Source organism: Kosakonia quasisacchari (assembly GCF_004331415.1).
Lineage (GTDB): Bacteria > Pseudomonadota > Gammaproteobacteria > Enterobacterales > Enterobacteriaceae > Kosakonia > Kosakonia quasisacchari.
This window is the reverse complement of sequence record NZ_SJOP01000003.1, coordinates 276,039-291,311: the sequence shown is the minus strand read 5'-3', so window position 1 is coordinate 291,311 and position 15,273 is coordinate 276,039. Positions and strand designations below refer to the sequence as shown.

Sequence of the window (15,273 nt, the reverse complement as noted above, 5' to 3'; positions counted from 1 at the left end):
CTCAATACCGCTGTCATTCAGGAGTTATTATGACCAAAGTTATCGCCACGGAAAATGCGCCAGCAGCGATTGGCCCTTATGTTCAAGCTGTTGATCTTGGCAACATGATCCTGACCTCGGGTCAGATCCCGGTTGATCCGAAGACCGGTAGCGTCCCGGAAGATGTGGCGGCGCAAGCACGTCAGTCGCTGGACAACGTGAAAGCGATCGTTGAAGCGGCGGGTCTGAAAGTGGGCGACATCGTGAAAACCACCGTTTTCGTGAAAGATCTCAACGATTTCGCTACCGTTAACGCTACCTATGAAGCTTTTTTCAACGAGCACAATGCCAGCTTCCCGGCGCGCTCCTGTGTAGAAGTGGCGCGTCTGCCGAAAGACGTAAAAATCGAGATTGAAGCCATCGCTGTTCGCCGTTAATCGCGGTTACGCGACAGATAAAAGGCAGCTTACGCTGCCTTTTTTATTGCCCACTTAAAGCGCAACCAGTTTTTGGCTCTGCCCGCTTACCTTTAAATTTAAATCTCACAGGCTGCCAGTGGTTTCTTTTGAAGAAGTTGGTACACCCTTTCAGGGAATCAATTTATGTACGCTTATCACCCAGGCGTTCACCGATTGCGCGTAGCGCGCAGCAGTTTTTCCAGGGGATAGACCGCCGCGATCACCACTTCGTCCTGAATTTGCGCCGCGCTATCCAGCTCCCGCTGAAGAGACGCAATCTCGCCATCATCCAGCGTCCCCTGACGCGCCACTAAATCCGTCAGCCGCAGCCCAATAGAAGCAAGCTTATCCACCTGCAAAATCACCGGTCGCATCGCTTTTAGCTGATAGTTACTGTCGCTGAGCGCCAGCGCATCGCTGGTATTACCCTGCCAGCGGCTAAAGAGATGGCGCAGCGCCACAGCGCTGGTGCTGTCTTCCGCATCGCTCACCAGTCTGTCGACCCACTGGTTCATCTGGCGAACAGTGCTGCTCTCCGGTGCCAGCGCATCGGCAAAGCGGTTCAGCGGCTCAAACTGATGATAATGACCGGCCTGGAATTTCAGATGCTGGCGCGTGTAGTAGTGCGCCGGTTCGACAGCCTGGGCGAGGATTTGCAGCGGCAATGTATCGGCGCTGTTCGCAAGGCGCGTGAACTGCGCCAGTTGCTGGCTATGTTGTTGCAGGCCGACTGATACTGTCGACCAACTGTCCATTGCCTGCAAACGGCTGTACATGTTGTCGCTGTCGTTGACATCCTGCGCCGACCATAAGCGCTCCGCCACGGCAAACGCGCGCGGCCACAGTTTAATATCCAGCACCGGCGCGACCACGTTTTCCGCCCACAGCGCAGCTTCACCACCCAGTAAATTCGCCTGCTGGCTGGCGTCCGGCACGGCGGGTGCAATCCCTTTCGGCACCTCGTTTAGCCTTGCGCCGGTAACCGGATAACGTGCGTTACCCAGCAGGAAGTAACCGCCGAGTTTATCGTCGGTGAGGGTGATAACCGGACGCGTTTCGCCCATCCACGTATCGACGACAAAACTCACCTGGCGATCGCTGCGCCAGTCGATATGCTGCACGGCGCGGCGGGATTTACCTTTGAAATCAATAAATCCGCGCCATCCACTTTCGCCTTTGACCAACGTAAACGTCCCTTCCACCGGGCTGCCTTTCAGGCGCGGCATCGAAAACGACCAGCTTTGCGCGCTGTCGTTATCGGCAATCACATCCACACCGTTTAATCCCTGCGGCACAATCTCATTGCGATAGTGATAGGCGGTGTACTGCGGCTGATCGAGGTAAAAACCGGTGGAGAGAATGCCTTTGTAACCCTGTTTTGCCACCTCGCCCAGCGCGTCCTGCCCCTGCCAGGACTGGATCAAAATGCTTTTGGGCAAATCAGGGTGGAAGATCTCATCCCAACCCACCATCTGGCGCTGATGTTTTTCGAGGATCGCCTCCAGCTTGCGGTTGAAATACGCCTGCAACGCATGGCTGTCGGCCAGTTTATTATCACGCATAAATTGCTGGATCGCCGGGTTGTTTTTCCATTGCGTATCGTCCACTTCATCGCCGCCAATGTGCAGATACGCATCCGGGAAGATCGCTGCCAGTTCGCTGATCATCGCTTCAGCAAAGGTGTAAGTCGCCACTTTTGTTGGATCCAGCACCGGTTTCAGCACGCCCCAGTGGCGCTCCATCTGATACGGCCCCGGCGCGCTCATCAGCTCCGGATAGGCAACAGCAATCGCTGAAGCGTGGCCCGGCATGTCGATTTCCGGCACCACGCGAATGCCGCGCGCCGTGGCGTAGCGCACCACATCGCGCATTTGTTCTTCGCTGTAAAAGAGGTCATCGCTAGCAAGCTGCGTCAATTTGGGGTAGCGCTTCGAGCTAAAACGCCAGCCCTGATCGTCGGTTAAATGCCAGTGCAGCACATTCAGTTTCGCCGCCGCCATACCGTCGAGCTGCCGTTTGATGTCCTCGACCGGCACAAAATGCCGCGCAGAATCGAGCAGCAAACCGCGCCACGGGAAGCGCGGCGAATCGTCAATGGTCACCCACGGCAAGGCGGTGTTTTCCGTGCCGTTTTGGATCAACTGGAGCAGCGTTTCTATGGCGCGCAGCGCACCAAAGCGGGTATTTGCGGCGATTTGAACGCCATTTGCATCGATCGTCAGCGTGTAGTGCTCATCGCTATCCAGCTTTGGCAGCGGTGCCACTTTTTTGGCGATAGTTATCGTAATGGTGGGATGTTGCGGTTTTTCCGCCTGCGGTTGCAGCGTCCAGCCGGTTTGCCGGGCGATGCGCTGGCGCAGCCGTGTAACGGCGTCGCCCAGATCGTCACCGCTGACGCTGATAGAGAGCGTGTCCGTCAATACCAGCGCCCCCTGCGTTGCCGGACGTTCAACCTTTGCAGGCCACGGCATCAGCGGCAAGTCGCCCGCAGGCGCAGCAAAAGCGGAAGAACCGAGCAGCAACCCGGCAGTTAACAGGCTGTAACGCAACATAAATGTTCCTTCAGACGACGTCAGACGAGGGAAAACATTTTGTTAACATGCGCCCTCAGGAGCGTCAAGCGCGCCGGGCGACGGGGATCACAGCTTGCGGGAATTGAGAGAAATACCCGGCCTGCGCGCTAAGCACAGGTCGGGTTCAGGCGAATATTTACTGCCAACCGTAGCGGCGGCTATAGAATCCTTTCATCCACTGCGTGAGCGTCATGTAACCCGCCAGGATCGCCACCAGCCACGGGAAATACGCCAGCGGCAGCGCCTGCAATTGCAGATATTGCGCCAGCGGTGAGAACGGCAGCGCAATACCCACGCAGATCACCATCAGCGTCATCACCACCAGCGGCCAGGCGGCGCGGCTCTGAATAAACGGCACGCGGCGGGTGCGGATCATATGCACAATCAGCGTTTGCGACAGCAAACCAACCACAAACCAGCCGGACTGGAACAAGGTTTGCGCTTCTGGCACGTTAGCTTTAAACACCCACCACATCACGCAAAACGTCACGATGTCGAAGATCGAACTGATCGGGCCAAAGAAGATCATAAAGCGGCCCAGATCCGCCGGATTCCAGCGCTGCGGCTTGGCGATCTGCTCGTCGTCAACGTTATCAAACGGGATCGCCACCTGCGATACGTCATACACCAGGTTTTGGATCAGCAAGTGCAGCGGCAACATCGGTAAAAACGGCAGAAACGCGCTCGCCACCAGCACACTGAAGACGTTACCGAAGTTGGAGCTGGCAGTGATTTTGATGTATTTCAGCATGTTGGCGAAAGTGCGACGCCCTTCAATCACGCCCTCTTCCAGCACCATCAGGCTCTTTTCCAGCAAAATAATATCTGCCGCTTCGCGGGCGATATCTACGGCACCATCGACGGAAATACCGATGTCTGCTGCGCGCAGCGCCGGGGCGTCGTTGATGCCATCGCCCATAAAACCGACCACATGGCCTTCGCGTTTCAGCAGACGGACAATGCGCTCTTTATGCATCGGCGTCAGCCGGGCGAACAGCGTGATGTGCTTCGCCATTTGCGCCAGTTCGTCATCGCTCATGTGCTCAATTTCGCTGCCGGTCAGCGCATCACCCACTTCCAGCCCCACTTCGTGACACACTTTCGCCGCCACCAGTTCGCTGTCACCGGTGAGGATTTTGACGGTGATACCGCTCGCTTTCAGCGCTTTTAACGCCGGTGCGGTCGTCTCTTTCGGCGGATCGAGGAACGCGATGTAGCCTTCAAGGATCAGATCCGACTCGTCAATACGCTGGTAGTCGCCACTACGTGCCGGCAAATATTTGGTGGCAACCGCCACCACGCGTAGCCCCTGGCGGTTCAGCGTGCTGGTCACGCGTTCAATGCGGCGCAGCATGGTGTCATCCAGCGGGAAGATCTCGCCGTTGAAGCGCACCTGCGAGCAGACGCTGAGGATTTCCGTCAGCGCGCCTTTGCAAATCAGTTGATGAACATCCGCCTGCTGCGCCACCACCACCGACATGCGGCGACGTTCGAAATCAAAGGGGATCTCATCCACTTTGCGCCAGCTCGCCGCCAGCGTCTGCGCCGCTTCCGCGTCCACACCTTCCAGTACAGCGGTATCCAGCAAGTTTTTCAGCCCGGTCTGGTAGTGGCTGTTCAGCCAGGCGCTGTGCAGCACCAGCTCGCTGACTTTACCGCTGATATCCGTGTGATTTTCCAGCACGATTTTGTCCTGCGTCAGGGTGCCGGTTTTATCGGTACAGAGGATATCCATCGCGCCAAAGTTCTGGATGGCGTCCAGATGCTTGACGATCACTTTCTGTTTCGACAGTTTCACCGCACCGCGCGCCAGCGTGGAGGTGACAATCATCGGCAACATTTCCGGCGTCAAACCCACGGCAACCGACAGCGCAAACAGCGCCGCTTCCCACCAGTCGCCTTTGGTAAAGCCATTGATCAGCAAGACGATCGGCGTCATCACCAGCATAAAGCGGATCAATAACATGCTGACGCGGCTGATGCCTTTCTGAAACGCATTCTGCTCAGTTTCTTGCTCACTGACACGCCCGGCCAGTTGACCAAACCAGGTATTGCCGCCCGTGGCGATGACTATCGCCTGCGCCGTGCCGCTCACCACATTGGTGCCCATAAAGCACAGGGTATCGGCTTCCAGCGGGTTACGTTGCGCCGCCTGGCGCGTCGTCGCCACTTTCTCTACCGGCAAGGATTCACCGGTAAGCGAGGCCTGAGCGACAAACAGATCCCGCGCCTGTACCACGCGCAGATCCGCCGGGATCATATCTCCCGCTGCCAGCTTGACGATATCGCCCGGCACCAACTGGTCGATAGGCAATTCACACCAGCCATTTTCGCCCTTCTCATTCACTACGCGCAGTACCGTCGCGGTGTTGCTGACCATCGCTTTCAGCGCATCGGCCGCTTTGGTCGAGCGCGCCTCTTGCAGGAAATTAAGCAGAGTAGAGATCGCCACCATCAGCGCAATCACGCAGGCGGCAAAGAGATCTTCCGAGGCATAGGAAATAATGCCTAAGCAGGTCAGCAGCAAGTTAAACGGGTTGCGATAGCACACCCACAGATGCACCCACCAGGGCGCAGGTTTCTGCGCCGGAATAAGGTTTTCGCCGTGCGCTGCCCGCGCCAGTTCCACTTCCTGCGGGTTCAACCCTTCCGGATGGCTGGCAAAAGTTTTCCAGAGCTTATCGTGTTCCATCGCGGCAATATTTAGGCAGCGCTCGCCCATCGAGACGGGGATACTTCCCTGGACGATATGTTGCACGCCGGGAAGCGGATCGCGCTGCACCAGACGATGCGGTAAATGGCGGTTGAGGCGAGCGAAAAGCTGCCGGGTAATGTTTTTCAGCATGATAATGTCCTTGCCCCCGCGTCACGCGGGTGCGATTTACAACTGGCGTAACAAAGCCGCGCCAACTGGCGTTTTTAATCGGACAGGGACGAAAATGACGTCGCTGCCTTACGCATCCGGTAAGGCAGCAAAAGCGGGCTTACCGGAAAAAGTATCTCCGTCGCGGGAGAGGGGTGGGATCGGGATCCATCTGGCCTCCGGTAAGGTGTGAAGGGCGAATCATAACGTAGCGGTATCATAGCTCCGCAGAATTAAACCAAACATATACGCACCATCAATTGGTAGCACAAAGTGCATAAACCAGACTTTGCTCATTGCTGGCGCTTGGAAGGGATGCAAAACTCCTTTATCCTGCAACCCGCCCCCATCAGGAAAGGATTGAAGTATGCAAAACCGGCTGACAATCAAAGACATCGCACGCTTAAGCGGCGTGGGCAAGTCCACTGTTTCCCGTGTGCTGAATAACGAAAGCGGCGTAAGCCAGCGCACACGCGAGCGGGTGGAAGCGGTGGTTAATCAGCACGGTTTCTCCCCTTCCCGTTCCGCGCGCGCCATGCGCGGGCAGAGCGATAAAGTGGTGGCGATTATCGTTTCGCGTCTGGATTCTCTCTCAGAAAACCTTGCTGTACAGACCATGCTTCCGGCGTTTTACGAACAGGGTTATGACCCGATTATGATGGAAAGCCAGTTCTCGGCGCAGTTAGTCGAAGAGCATTTGCAGATGCTGAGCCGCCGGAATATTGATGGTGTGGTGCTGTTTGGCTTTACCGGCGTCACCGAAAGTTTGCTCACTTCCTGGCAATCGTCACTGGTGCTGCTGGCGCGCGACGCCAGTGGTTTCGCCTCGGTCTGTTATGACGATGACGGCGCAATCCAGTTGTTAATGGAAAACCTTTACGCCCGTGGTCATCGCCATATCAGCTTTATTGGCGTACCGCACAGCGATGCCACGACTGGAAAACGCCGCCACGACGCATATATGGCGTTTTGTCAAAGACACCAGCTCGAACCGAAATTCGCTTTACCGGGCCTTGCCATGAAGCAAGGTTATGAACACGCCGCACACGTTTTAGCCCCTCACACTACCGCCCTGCTCTGCGCGACCGATACGCTGGCGCTTGGTGCCAGTAAATATTTGCAGGAACAGCGCATTGATACCGTTCAACTGGCCAGCGTCGGCAACACGCCGCTGATGAAGTTTCTGCATCCGGAAATTGTCACGGTCGATCCCGGTTACGCCGAAGCGGGTCGCCAGGCCGCCGCGCAATTAATAGAACAGGTCAATGGCCGCGCCACACCTCGTCAAATCGTGATCCCTGCCCACCTCGTTTAAGCCGCTTTATCGTTTATTGTGATCCTCGCCAAGTTTCGGGAACGTTCCCATTTTTAATTTTTTTGCCTGCGGTTACGCTTTGCCTCGGTCATGTTACGCATCATTTCTCCCCCCGAGGCACCAGGATGAGCAAAGTAAATCAATCAGATATCGAACAACTTATTACGCTGGTTGGCGGACGCGAAAACATCGCGACGGTCAGTCACTGTATTACCCGTTTGCGTTTTGTATTAAATAACCCGGCCGCCGCCGACCCAAAGGCGATTGACCAGCTACCGATGGTCAAAGGCTGTTTCACCAACGCCGGACAGTTCCAGGTGGTGATCGGCACCAATGTCGGCGACTACTATCAGGCGCTGCGCGCCGCCACCGGTCTGGCTCATGCGGATAAAGAGCAGGCCAAACAAGCAGCGCGACAAAATATGAAATGGCACGAGCGCTTAATCTCCCACTTCGCGGAAATCTTCTTCCCGCTGCTGCCCGCGCTGATTAGCGGCGGTTTGATCCTCGGTTTTCGCAATATTGTCGGCGATGTCCCGATGAGCAACGGTCAGACGTTGGTGCAGATATTTCCGCCATTGAAAACCGTGTATGACTTCCTCTGGCTGATTGGTGAAGCAGTCTTCTTCTATCTGCCGGTCGGTGTTTGTTGGTCAGCGGTGCGCAAAATGGGCGGAACGCCGATCCTTGGCATTATCCTCGGCGTGACGCTGGTTTCCCCGCAATTGATGAATGCTTATTTACTGGGTTCGCAAGTGCCGGAAGTGTGGAACTTTGGTTTGTTCAGCATCGCGAAAGTGGGTTACCAGGCGCAGGTGATCCCGGCGCTGCTGGCGGGCCTGGCGCTCGGCATGATTGAAACCCGTCTCAAAAAACTGATACCGGACTCCCTTTATCTGGTGATTGTCCCGGTGTGTTCGCTGATTCTGGCGGTATTCCTGGCGCACGCTTTTATCGGCCCGTTTGGCCGCATGATTGGTGACGGTGTGGCATGGGCGGTTCGCCATTTGATGACCGGCAGCTTCGCTCCTATCGGCGCGACACTGTTTGGTTTCCTCTATGCGCCACTGGTGATTACCGGTGTGCATCAAACCACGCTGGCTATCGACATGCAGATGATTCAGAACATGGGCGGTACGCCAGTGTGGCCGCTGATTGCTCTGTCAAACGTTGCGCAGGCGTCGGCGGTGGTGGGCATCATTATTTCCAGCCGTAAAGAGAATGAGCGTGAAATCTCGGTTCCGGCGGCTATCTCCGCGTTTCTCGGCGTAACCGAACCAGCCATGTATGGCATCAACCTGAAATACCGTTTCCCAATGCTGTGCGCGATGATCGGTTCCGGGCTTGCCGGGTTGTTGTGCGGTCTTAACGGCGTGCTGGCGAACGGGATTGGCGTGGCGGGTCTGCCGGGCTTTCTCTCGATTCAACCCGCTTTCTGGCAGATCTTTGCACTTGCTACAGCAGTAGCGGTTGTTATCCCGCTGGTGCTGACCTCCTTTGTTTATCAGCGTAAGTTCCGTCAAGGCACATTGCAGATTGTGTAATTTTTTGGGGCGCGTTTGCGCCCCTTCGTTTTCGCAGGAAATCATGATGAATACCCTTCCCCACTGGTGGCAAAACGGCGTTATCTACCAGATTTACCCAAAAAGTTTTCAGGACACCACCGGCACTGGCACCGGTGATTTACGCGGCGTGATTACGCGCCTCGACTACCTACAAACCCTCGGCGTCGACGCCATCTGGCTGACGCCATTTTATATTTCCCCGCAGGTGGATAACGGCTACGACGTGGCGAATTACACCGCCATCGATCCGCTTTACGGCACACTGGCAGACTTTGATGAACTGGTCGCCCAGGCGCATCAGCGCGGTATCCGCCTGGTGCTGGATATGGTGTTCAACCACACCTCGACGCAGCATGCCTGGTTCCAGGCGTCGCAGGATCCGGCAAGCCCATACCGTTCTTTCTATATCTGGCGCGACGGCGAACCCGAAACGCCGCCGAATAACTGGCGATCGAAATTTGGCGGCAGCGCATGGCGCTGGCACAGCCAGAGCGGTCAGTACTATTTGCATCTGTTCGCGCCGGAGCAGGCCGATCTCAACTGGGAAAACCCGGCGGTACGCGACGAGCTGAAAAAAGTCTGCACGTTCTGGGCCGATCGCGGTGTCGACGGTTTGCGTCTCGATGTGGTGAATTTAATCTCGAAACAGCAGGATTTCCCCGACGATCATAGCGGCGACGGGCGACGTTTTTATACCGATGGGCCGCGCGCCCATGAATTTTTGCAAGAGATGAGCCGTGAGGTTTTTCGCCCGCGCGAGCTGATGACTGTCGGTGAGATGTCCTCTACCACGCTGGAACATTGCCAGCGCTACGGTGCGCTCGACGGCAACGAATTGTCGATGACGTTTAACTTCCACCATCTGAAAGTCGACTATCCCGACGGCGAAAAATGGTCGCTAGCAAAACCGGATTTTGCGGCATTGAAATCGCTGTTCCGCCACTGGCAACAAGGGATGCACAATGTGGCGTGGAATGCGCTGTTCTGGTGTAACCACGATCAACCGCGCATTGTGTCGCGCTTTGGCGATGAAGGTGTGCTGCGCGTACCCGCCGCCAAAATGCTGGCGCTGGTGCTGCACGGCATGCAGGGCACGCCGTACATTTATCAGGGCGAAGAGATTGGCATGACCAACCCGCATTTTGCGCGCATTACCGATTACCGCGATGTGGAAAGCCAGAATATGTTTGCCGAACTGCGTGCCGCCGGATGCGAGCCGGAAGAACTGCTGGCGATCCTCGCCAGTAAATCGCGCGATAACAGCCGCACGCCAATGCAGTGGACCGCCCGCAAAAACGCCGGTTTCACCACCGCCGATCCGTGGATTGGTCTGTGCGATAACTATCGGGAAATCAACGTCGAAAACGCGGTCAACGATAGCGATTCGGTGTTTTATACCTACCAGTCATTGATTCGCCTGCGTAAAAACTTGCCGATACTCAGTTGGGGCGATTATCAGGATCTGCTTCCTACTCACCCGCACTTATGGTGCTACCGCCGCCAGTGGCAGGGAGAAACGTTGTTGGTTATCGCCAACCTCAGCAATCAATTCCAGCCGTGGCGGCCAGAAAAATTACCGGGTGACTGGCAGATTGTCATCAGCAACTATGCAGAAGTTTCCCCAGCGCCGGGTGAAATGACCCTGCGACCGTTCGAAGCCGTTTGGTGGCATCAAAAATAAGCGTTTTTCACTTCCCTGGCGCAAAAAAACAGCAGGCATAAACCTGCTGTTTTTGTTGAATTTTTAGTCAAAACTTGAATGTCTAAATTTACATTTCCTCAGAGTGCCCGTCCTCTGCGCTGTCCGGTTTTTACTTTGTTCTGAGTCAATAAAAGCGCAAACATGTTTGATGCAAATCACTATATATAGAAATTAGAATGCACCCCGGCCCTATATGTTGTATTAATCGACTATTATTCGAACAAGCTGACCACCGCGAAAGCGATACACGCTGTGGATAACAAGGGCCAAGACGGGACGAACTTATTGGTTTTAGTAATGAATAACCAACCAGTCTGCGCGTCCTCATATTGTGGATAACCTGTTTTCTAAAATGGAGTGATCATGACACCGCATGTGATGAAACGAGACGGCTGTAAAGTGCCGTTCAACTCAGAGCGCATACAAGAAGCAATTTTGCGTGCAGCTAAAGCAGCGGGAGTCGATGACGCAGACTATTGCGCCACCGTCGCAGATGTTATTCGTCGTCAGATGCAGGGCCGATCGCAGGTCGATATTAGCGAAATCCAGACTGCCGTCGAAAACCAGTTGATGTCCGGGCCGTACAAGCAACTGGCGCGCGCCTACATTGAGTATCGCCACGACCGCGATATCGCTCGTGAGAAACGTGGCCGTCTGAACCAGGATATTCGCGGTCTTGTCGAGCAGACCAACTCAGCGCTACTCAACGAGAACGCCAACAAAGACAGTAAAGTGATCCCGACCCAGCGCGATCTGCTGGCGGGAATTGTCGCCAAACACTACGCCCGCCAGCACTTGCTGCCGCGCGATGTGGTACTGGCGCACGAACGCGGTGAGATCCACTACCACGATCTCGACTACTCCCCGTTCTTCCCGATGTTCAACTGCATGCTGATCGATCTGAAGGGCATGCTGACCCACGGTTTTAAAATGGGCAACGCGGAGATTGAGCCGCCAAAATCGATCTCCACCGCCACGGCGGTCACCGCGCAGATCATCGCCCAGGTCGCCAGCCATATTTATGGCGGCACCACCATCAACCGTATCGACGAAGTGCTGGCACCGTTTGTCAGCGCCAGCTTCGAAAAACACCGCAGAGTCGCCAGCGAGTGGAACATCCCGGATGCCGATGGCTATGCGCACAGCCGCACCGAGAAAGAGTGTTACGACGCGTTCCAGTCGCTGGAGTATGAAGTTAACACCCTGCACACCGCGAACGGCCAGACACCGTTTGTCACCTTCGGTTTCGGGCTGGGCACCAGCTGGGAATCCCGCTTGATCCAGCAGTCGATCCTGCGTAACCGCATTGCAGGCTTGGGTAAAAACCGTAAAACCGCCGTGTTCCCGAAACTGGTGTTTGCCATCCGCGACGGCCTGAATCATAAGTTTGACGATCCGAACTACGACATCAAACAGTTGGCGCTGGAGTGCGCGAGCAAGCGCATGTACCCGGACATCCTCAATTACGATCAGGTCGTGAAAGTGACCGGTTCGTTTAAAACGCCGATGGGCTGCCGCAGCTTCCTTGGCGTGTATGAAGAGAACGGTGAACTAGTGCATGACGGGCGCAACAACCTCGGCGTAATCAGCCTTAACCTGCCGCGCATCGCGCTGGAAGCGAAAGGCGATGAAGCAGCGTTCTGGAAACTGCTGGACAGCCGCCTGCAACTGGCGAAAAAAGCGCTGATGACCCGTATCGCGCGCCTCGAAGGGGTGAAAGCCCGTGTTGCGCCAATCCTCTATATGGAAGGGGCTTGTGGTGTGCGCCTGAAAGCGGACGACGATATTGCACCCATCTTTAAAAACGGCCGCGCGTCGATTTCGCTGGGTTATATCGGCATTCACGAAACCATTAATGCCCTGTCCGGCAATAAACATATCTACGACAGCGAAGCACTGCGCGCCAAAGGCGTAGCGATTGTTGAGCGCCTGCGCCAGGCGGTTGATCAGTGGAAAGAAGAAACAGGCTACGGTTTTAGCCTTTACAGCACACCAAGCGAAAACTTGTGTGATCGCTTCTGCCGTATCGATACCGCTGATTTCGGCGTGGTGGAAGGGGTAACCGATAAAGGTTACTACACCAACAGCTTCCACCTTGATGTCGAGAAAAAGGTGAACCCGTACGACAAAATCGATTTCGAAGCGCCGTACCCGCCGTTAGCCAGCGGTGGCTTTATCTGCTACGGCGAATACCCGAACATTCAGCACAACCTGCGCGCACTGGAAGATGTCTGGGATTACAGCTACCAGCATGTGCCGTATTACGGCACCAACACGCCGATCGATGAATGTTACGAGTGCGGTTTTACCGGCGAGTTCGAATGCACCAGCAAAGGCTTTACCTGCCCGAAATGCGGTAATCACGACGCGTCCCGCGTCTCCGTTACTCGCCGCGTTTGCGGCTATCTCGGCAGCCCGGACGCACGTCCGTTCAACGCTGGCAAGCAGGAAGAAGTGAAACGCCGTGTGAAACACCTCGGCAACGGGCAAATCGATTAACGCCCTGTCGCCCGGTAAATGGCGTTTACCCGCGCCGGGCACACGGTCAGTGACGTTACCGTACCTGATTGCCCGATGGCGCTACGCTTATCGGGCCTACGTTTTCTGCCACTACAATTTCTGTCTGATACGTTTCCTCTAAGCAGTTGACGTTGTAGCAAGGCGGCAAACGAGTAAATCCCGGGGAGCTTACATAAGTAAGTGACCCGGGTGCGCGAGAGTAGCCAACGCAGCTACAGCGCCAAATGCGACGAGGAAACATGAATTACCATCAATACTACCCTGTCGACATCGTCAACGGCCCCGGCACGCGCTGCACGCTGTTCGTCTCCGGCTGCATACATGAATGCCCAGGTTGCTACAACAAAAGCACCTGGCGGCTGAACTCCGGCGTGCCGTTTACCAAAGAAATGGAAGATCGGATCATCGCCGATCTCAACGACACGCGTATCAAGCGCCAGGGGATTTCGCTCTCCGGCGGCGATCCGCTGCACCCGCAAAACGTGCCGGATATTTTAAAGCTGGTGACCCGCATCCGTGCCGAGTGCCCCGGCAAAGATATCTGGGTGTGGACCGGTTACAAAATGGACGAACTGAACGCCGCGCAGCGGGAAGTGGTCGAGTTGATCAACGTGCTGATCGACGGCAAATTCGTTCAGGATCTGAAAGACCCGATGCTTATCTGGCGCGGCAGCAGCAACCAGGTTGTGCACCACTTGCGTTGACCACATTAGAGCCGCTTGCTGGCATCCTGATAAGCGGCTGCTTTTTCGCGTTTACCGATAGACACAACGAATACCGTCACCACATGGTCTCTAACCTGATAAACCAACCGGTAGCCTGATGATCGCAATTTGATCTTGTAGCAATCCGGAAATTGATGCAGTCGGGCTTTTTCAATTCCTGGTTAAATCAGCACATCTGCCAGTTTCTTTTTGAACTGTGTTTTTACCGTGGCACCGAGTTTTTCCATTCTTTGTATGCGCGGGGATCAAACACCAGCTCATAATTCATCCAGATTAACCTTGATGCCTTTTTGCGGGTTCGCCAGCCGCTCCCGGACAATCTCCAGCAACGCCGATTCGTCCTCGCTCACCGTCACTGTTTTGATCGGCATACGCCCGTTTTCAGCGACATATTGAAACAGTAAGCGAACGGCTTCGGTTGGGGTGATATTGAGTTTTTCCAGCACGCGCCAGGCCTCTTCTTTGAGTTTGTCATCCAGTCGAACATTTAGCGTCGCCATTATGCCTCCGGTAAAAAGAGAATGTGTAATGCAATATAGCATTACATGCGCATTACGCGCATTTATGGAAAGCCTCTCTCATTCTCGCTCTTTCAGTGCGACGAGATATATTCCGACGCTGAATGAGCCGGAGGAACAGCAAAACTGTTTTGCATACGTCTCACCTCTTCCGCTGGCGGTAAACCGAAGAGCCGTTTGAACTCGCGATTAAACTGTGACGGGCTTTCGTAACCGACTGCGTAACAGGCCGCTGCGGCAGTGAGTCGCTGGCGAACCATTAACATCCGCGCCTGGTGTAATCGCACCGATTTCACATACTGCATCGGCGGCATCCGGGTTATCCCTTTGAAATGGCTGTGGAACGTCGGCACGCTCATTCCGGCTTGCTGAGCCAGTTGCGACAGCGTTAAGGGTTGAGCATAGGTCGCATGAATGTAACGCAGCGTTTTACCGATTTTACCGAACTGCCCCTGCAAGGCTAACGCGGCGCGCATCGCATTGCTCTGTGCGCCGGTCAACACACGAAAATAGAGTTCCCGTACCCGCGCCGGGCCAAGGATCGCCGTGTCAAGCGGGTTACCGAGCGTCTCCAGTAAACGCAGCACCGCCGCTTTCAGCGTCTCGTCCATCGGGCTGGAGATCATGCTTTGCGGCGCAGCGGGCTGTTGCGAAAAGCCATGCTGTTCAATTTGCAGCATCACATCTGCGGCGACCTGAAAATCCAGATGCATGTAAATCGCCAGCAGCGGATGGTCTGCCGATGCATCCGTTTCCATCACAAAAGGCACAGGAACCGATACCGCCAGGTAGTGCTGCTCGTCATAAAGATAGATCTGCTGACCGAAATAACCTCGCTTGCTGCCCTGGCAGACAATCACAATGCCCGGATCGTACAGCACCGGCGTGCGGGCCAGTGGGCGATCGGAGCGCAGAATGCGCACATCTGCCAGCGCGGTCAGGTTGTACCCCTCCTGCGGGGCAAGCTCTTTTAACAACGCAATCATGTCAGCCACTGCGCACCTCATAAGATCAGGCAATAAAAAGAGAAGATATGGCCTAAAAAACCAGCAGGC

The 15,273-nt window shown here is 55.3% G+C and carries 11 protein-coding genes and 1 pseudogene; 6 read left to right on the top strand and 6 right to left on the bottom strand.

Features of this window, described 5'->3' with window-relative positions; genetic code table 11:
• Window positions 1–29 precede the first annotated feature (29 nt).
• On the top strand, window positions 30–416 hold the full coding sequence (ridA, locus tag E0L21_RS05175) for a 2-iminobutanoate/2-iminopropanoate deaminase (RefSeq protein WP_017459089.1): 387 nt from the start codon (window positions 30–32) through the stop codon (window positions 414–416).
• Window positions 417–604: 188 nt separating this feature from the next.
• Here the strand turns inward: ridA and E0L21_RS05170 are convergent, their stop codons facing one another.
• From E0L21_RS05170 to mgtL, 3 genes are all read right to left on the bottom strand, one after another.
• A complete protein-coding gene (locus tag E0L21_RS05170) occupies window positions 605–2,989 on the bottom strand; it encodes a beta-N-acetylhexosaminidase (RefSeq protein ID WP_131407356.1) in 2,385 nt (794 codons plus the stop codon).
• Window positions 2,990–3,146: 157 nt separating this feature from the next.
• Window positions 3,147–5,855: a magnesium-translocating P-type ATPase gene (mgtA, locus tag E0L21_RS05165; protein ID WP_131407354.1), complete on the bottom strand. Its 2,709-nt coding sequence runs from the start codon at window positions 5,853–5,855 to the stop codon at window positions 3,147–3,149.
• Between the two features lie 139 nt (window positions 5,856–5,994).
• Window positions 5,995–6,045 carry a mgtA regulatory leader peptide MgtL gene (gene mgtL, locus E0L21_RS25440; protein ID WP_228007843.1) on the bottom strand — a complete coding sequence of 17 codons (51 nt, stop codon included), beginning with the start codon at window positions 6,043–6,045 and terminating at the stop codon, window positions 5,995–5,997.
• A 195-nt stretch (window positions 6,046–6,240) separates the two neighbouring features.
• On the opposite strand from mgtL, the gene treR reads away from it, so the two are divergent.
• The 5 genes from treR to nrdG all read left to right on the top strand — a co-directional run bounded on the left by treR (window position 6,241) and on the right by nrdG (window position 13,679).
• Window positions 6,241–7,188 carry a trehalose operon repressor TreR gene (gene treR / locus E0L21_RS05155; protein ID WP_131407352.1) on the top strand — a complete coding sequence of 316 codons (948 nt, stop codon included), beginning with the start codon at window positions 6,241–6,243 and terminating at the stop codon, window positions 7,186–7,188.
• A gap of 125 nt (window positions 7,189–7,313) precedes the next feature.
• Window positions 7,314–8,732, top strand: coding sequence for a PTS trehalose transporter subunit IIBC (treB, locus tag E0L21_RS05150; protein WP_131407350.1), 1,419 nt, complete (start codon window positions 7,314–7,316; stop codon window positions 8,730–8,732).
• 46 nt (window positions 8,733–8,778) lie between these two features.
• Window positions 8,779–10,434 carry an alpha,alpha-phosphotrehalase gene (gene treC / locus E0L21_RS05145; protein WP_131407461.1) on the top strand — a complete coding sequence of 552 codons (1,656 nt, stop codon included), beginning with the start codon at window positions 8,779–8,781 and terminating at the stop codon, window positions 10,432–10,434.
• A gap of 384 nt (window positions 10,435–10,818) precedes the next feature.
• Window positions 10,819–12,954, top strand: a complete 2,136-nt coding sequence (nrdD, locus tag E0L21_RS05140; protein ID WP_131407348.1) for an anaerobic ribonucleoside-triphosphate reductase — start codon at window positions 10,819–10,821, stop codon at window positions 12,952–12,954.
• A 260-nt stretch (window positions 12,955–13,214) separates the two neighbouring features.
• Complete coding sequence (nrdG, locus tag E0L21_RS05135; RefSeq protein WP_131407346.1) at window positions 13,215–13,679, top strand: anaerobic ribonucleoside-triphosphate reductase-activating protein; 465 nt, start codon at window positions 13,215–13,217, stop codon at window positions 13,677–13,679.
• A 5-nt stretch (window positions 13,680–13,684) separates the two neighbouring features.
• On the opposite strand, the pseudogene E0L21_RS05130 reads toward nrdG, so the two are convergent.
• From E0L21_RS05130 to E0L21_RS05120, 3 genes and pseudogenes are all read right to left on the bottom strand, one after another.
• Window positions 13,685–13,968 (bottom strand): annotated as a pseudogene (locus tag E0L21_RS05130) (type II toxin-antitoxin system RelE family toxin).
• A complete protein-coding gene (locus tag E0L21_RS05125; RefSeq protein WP_017459099.1) occupies window positions 13,958–14,200 on the bottom strand; it encodes a type II toxin-antitoxin system RelB/DinJ family antitoxin in 243 nt (80 codons plus the stop codon). Before E0L21_RS05125 ends, E0L21_RS05130 begins: the two are co-directional and overlap by 11 nt.
• Before the next feature lie 92 nt (window positions 14,201–14,292).
• Window positions 14,293–15,213: an AraC family transcriptional regulator gene (locus E0L21_RS05120; protein WP_131407344.1), complete on the bottom strand. Its 921-nt coding sequence runs from the start codon at window positions 15,211–15,213 to the stop codon at window positions 14,293–14,295.
• Between the last annotated feature and the right edge of the window lie 60 nt (window positions 15,214–15,273).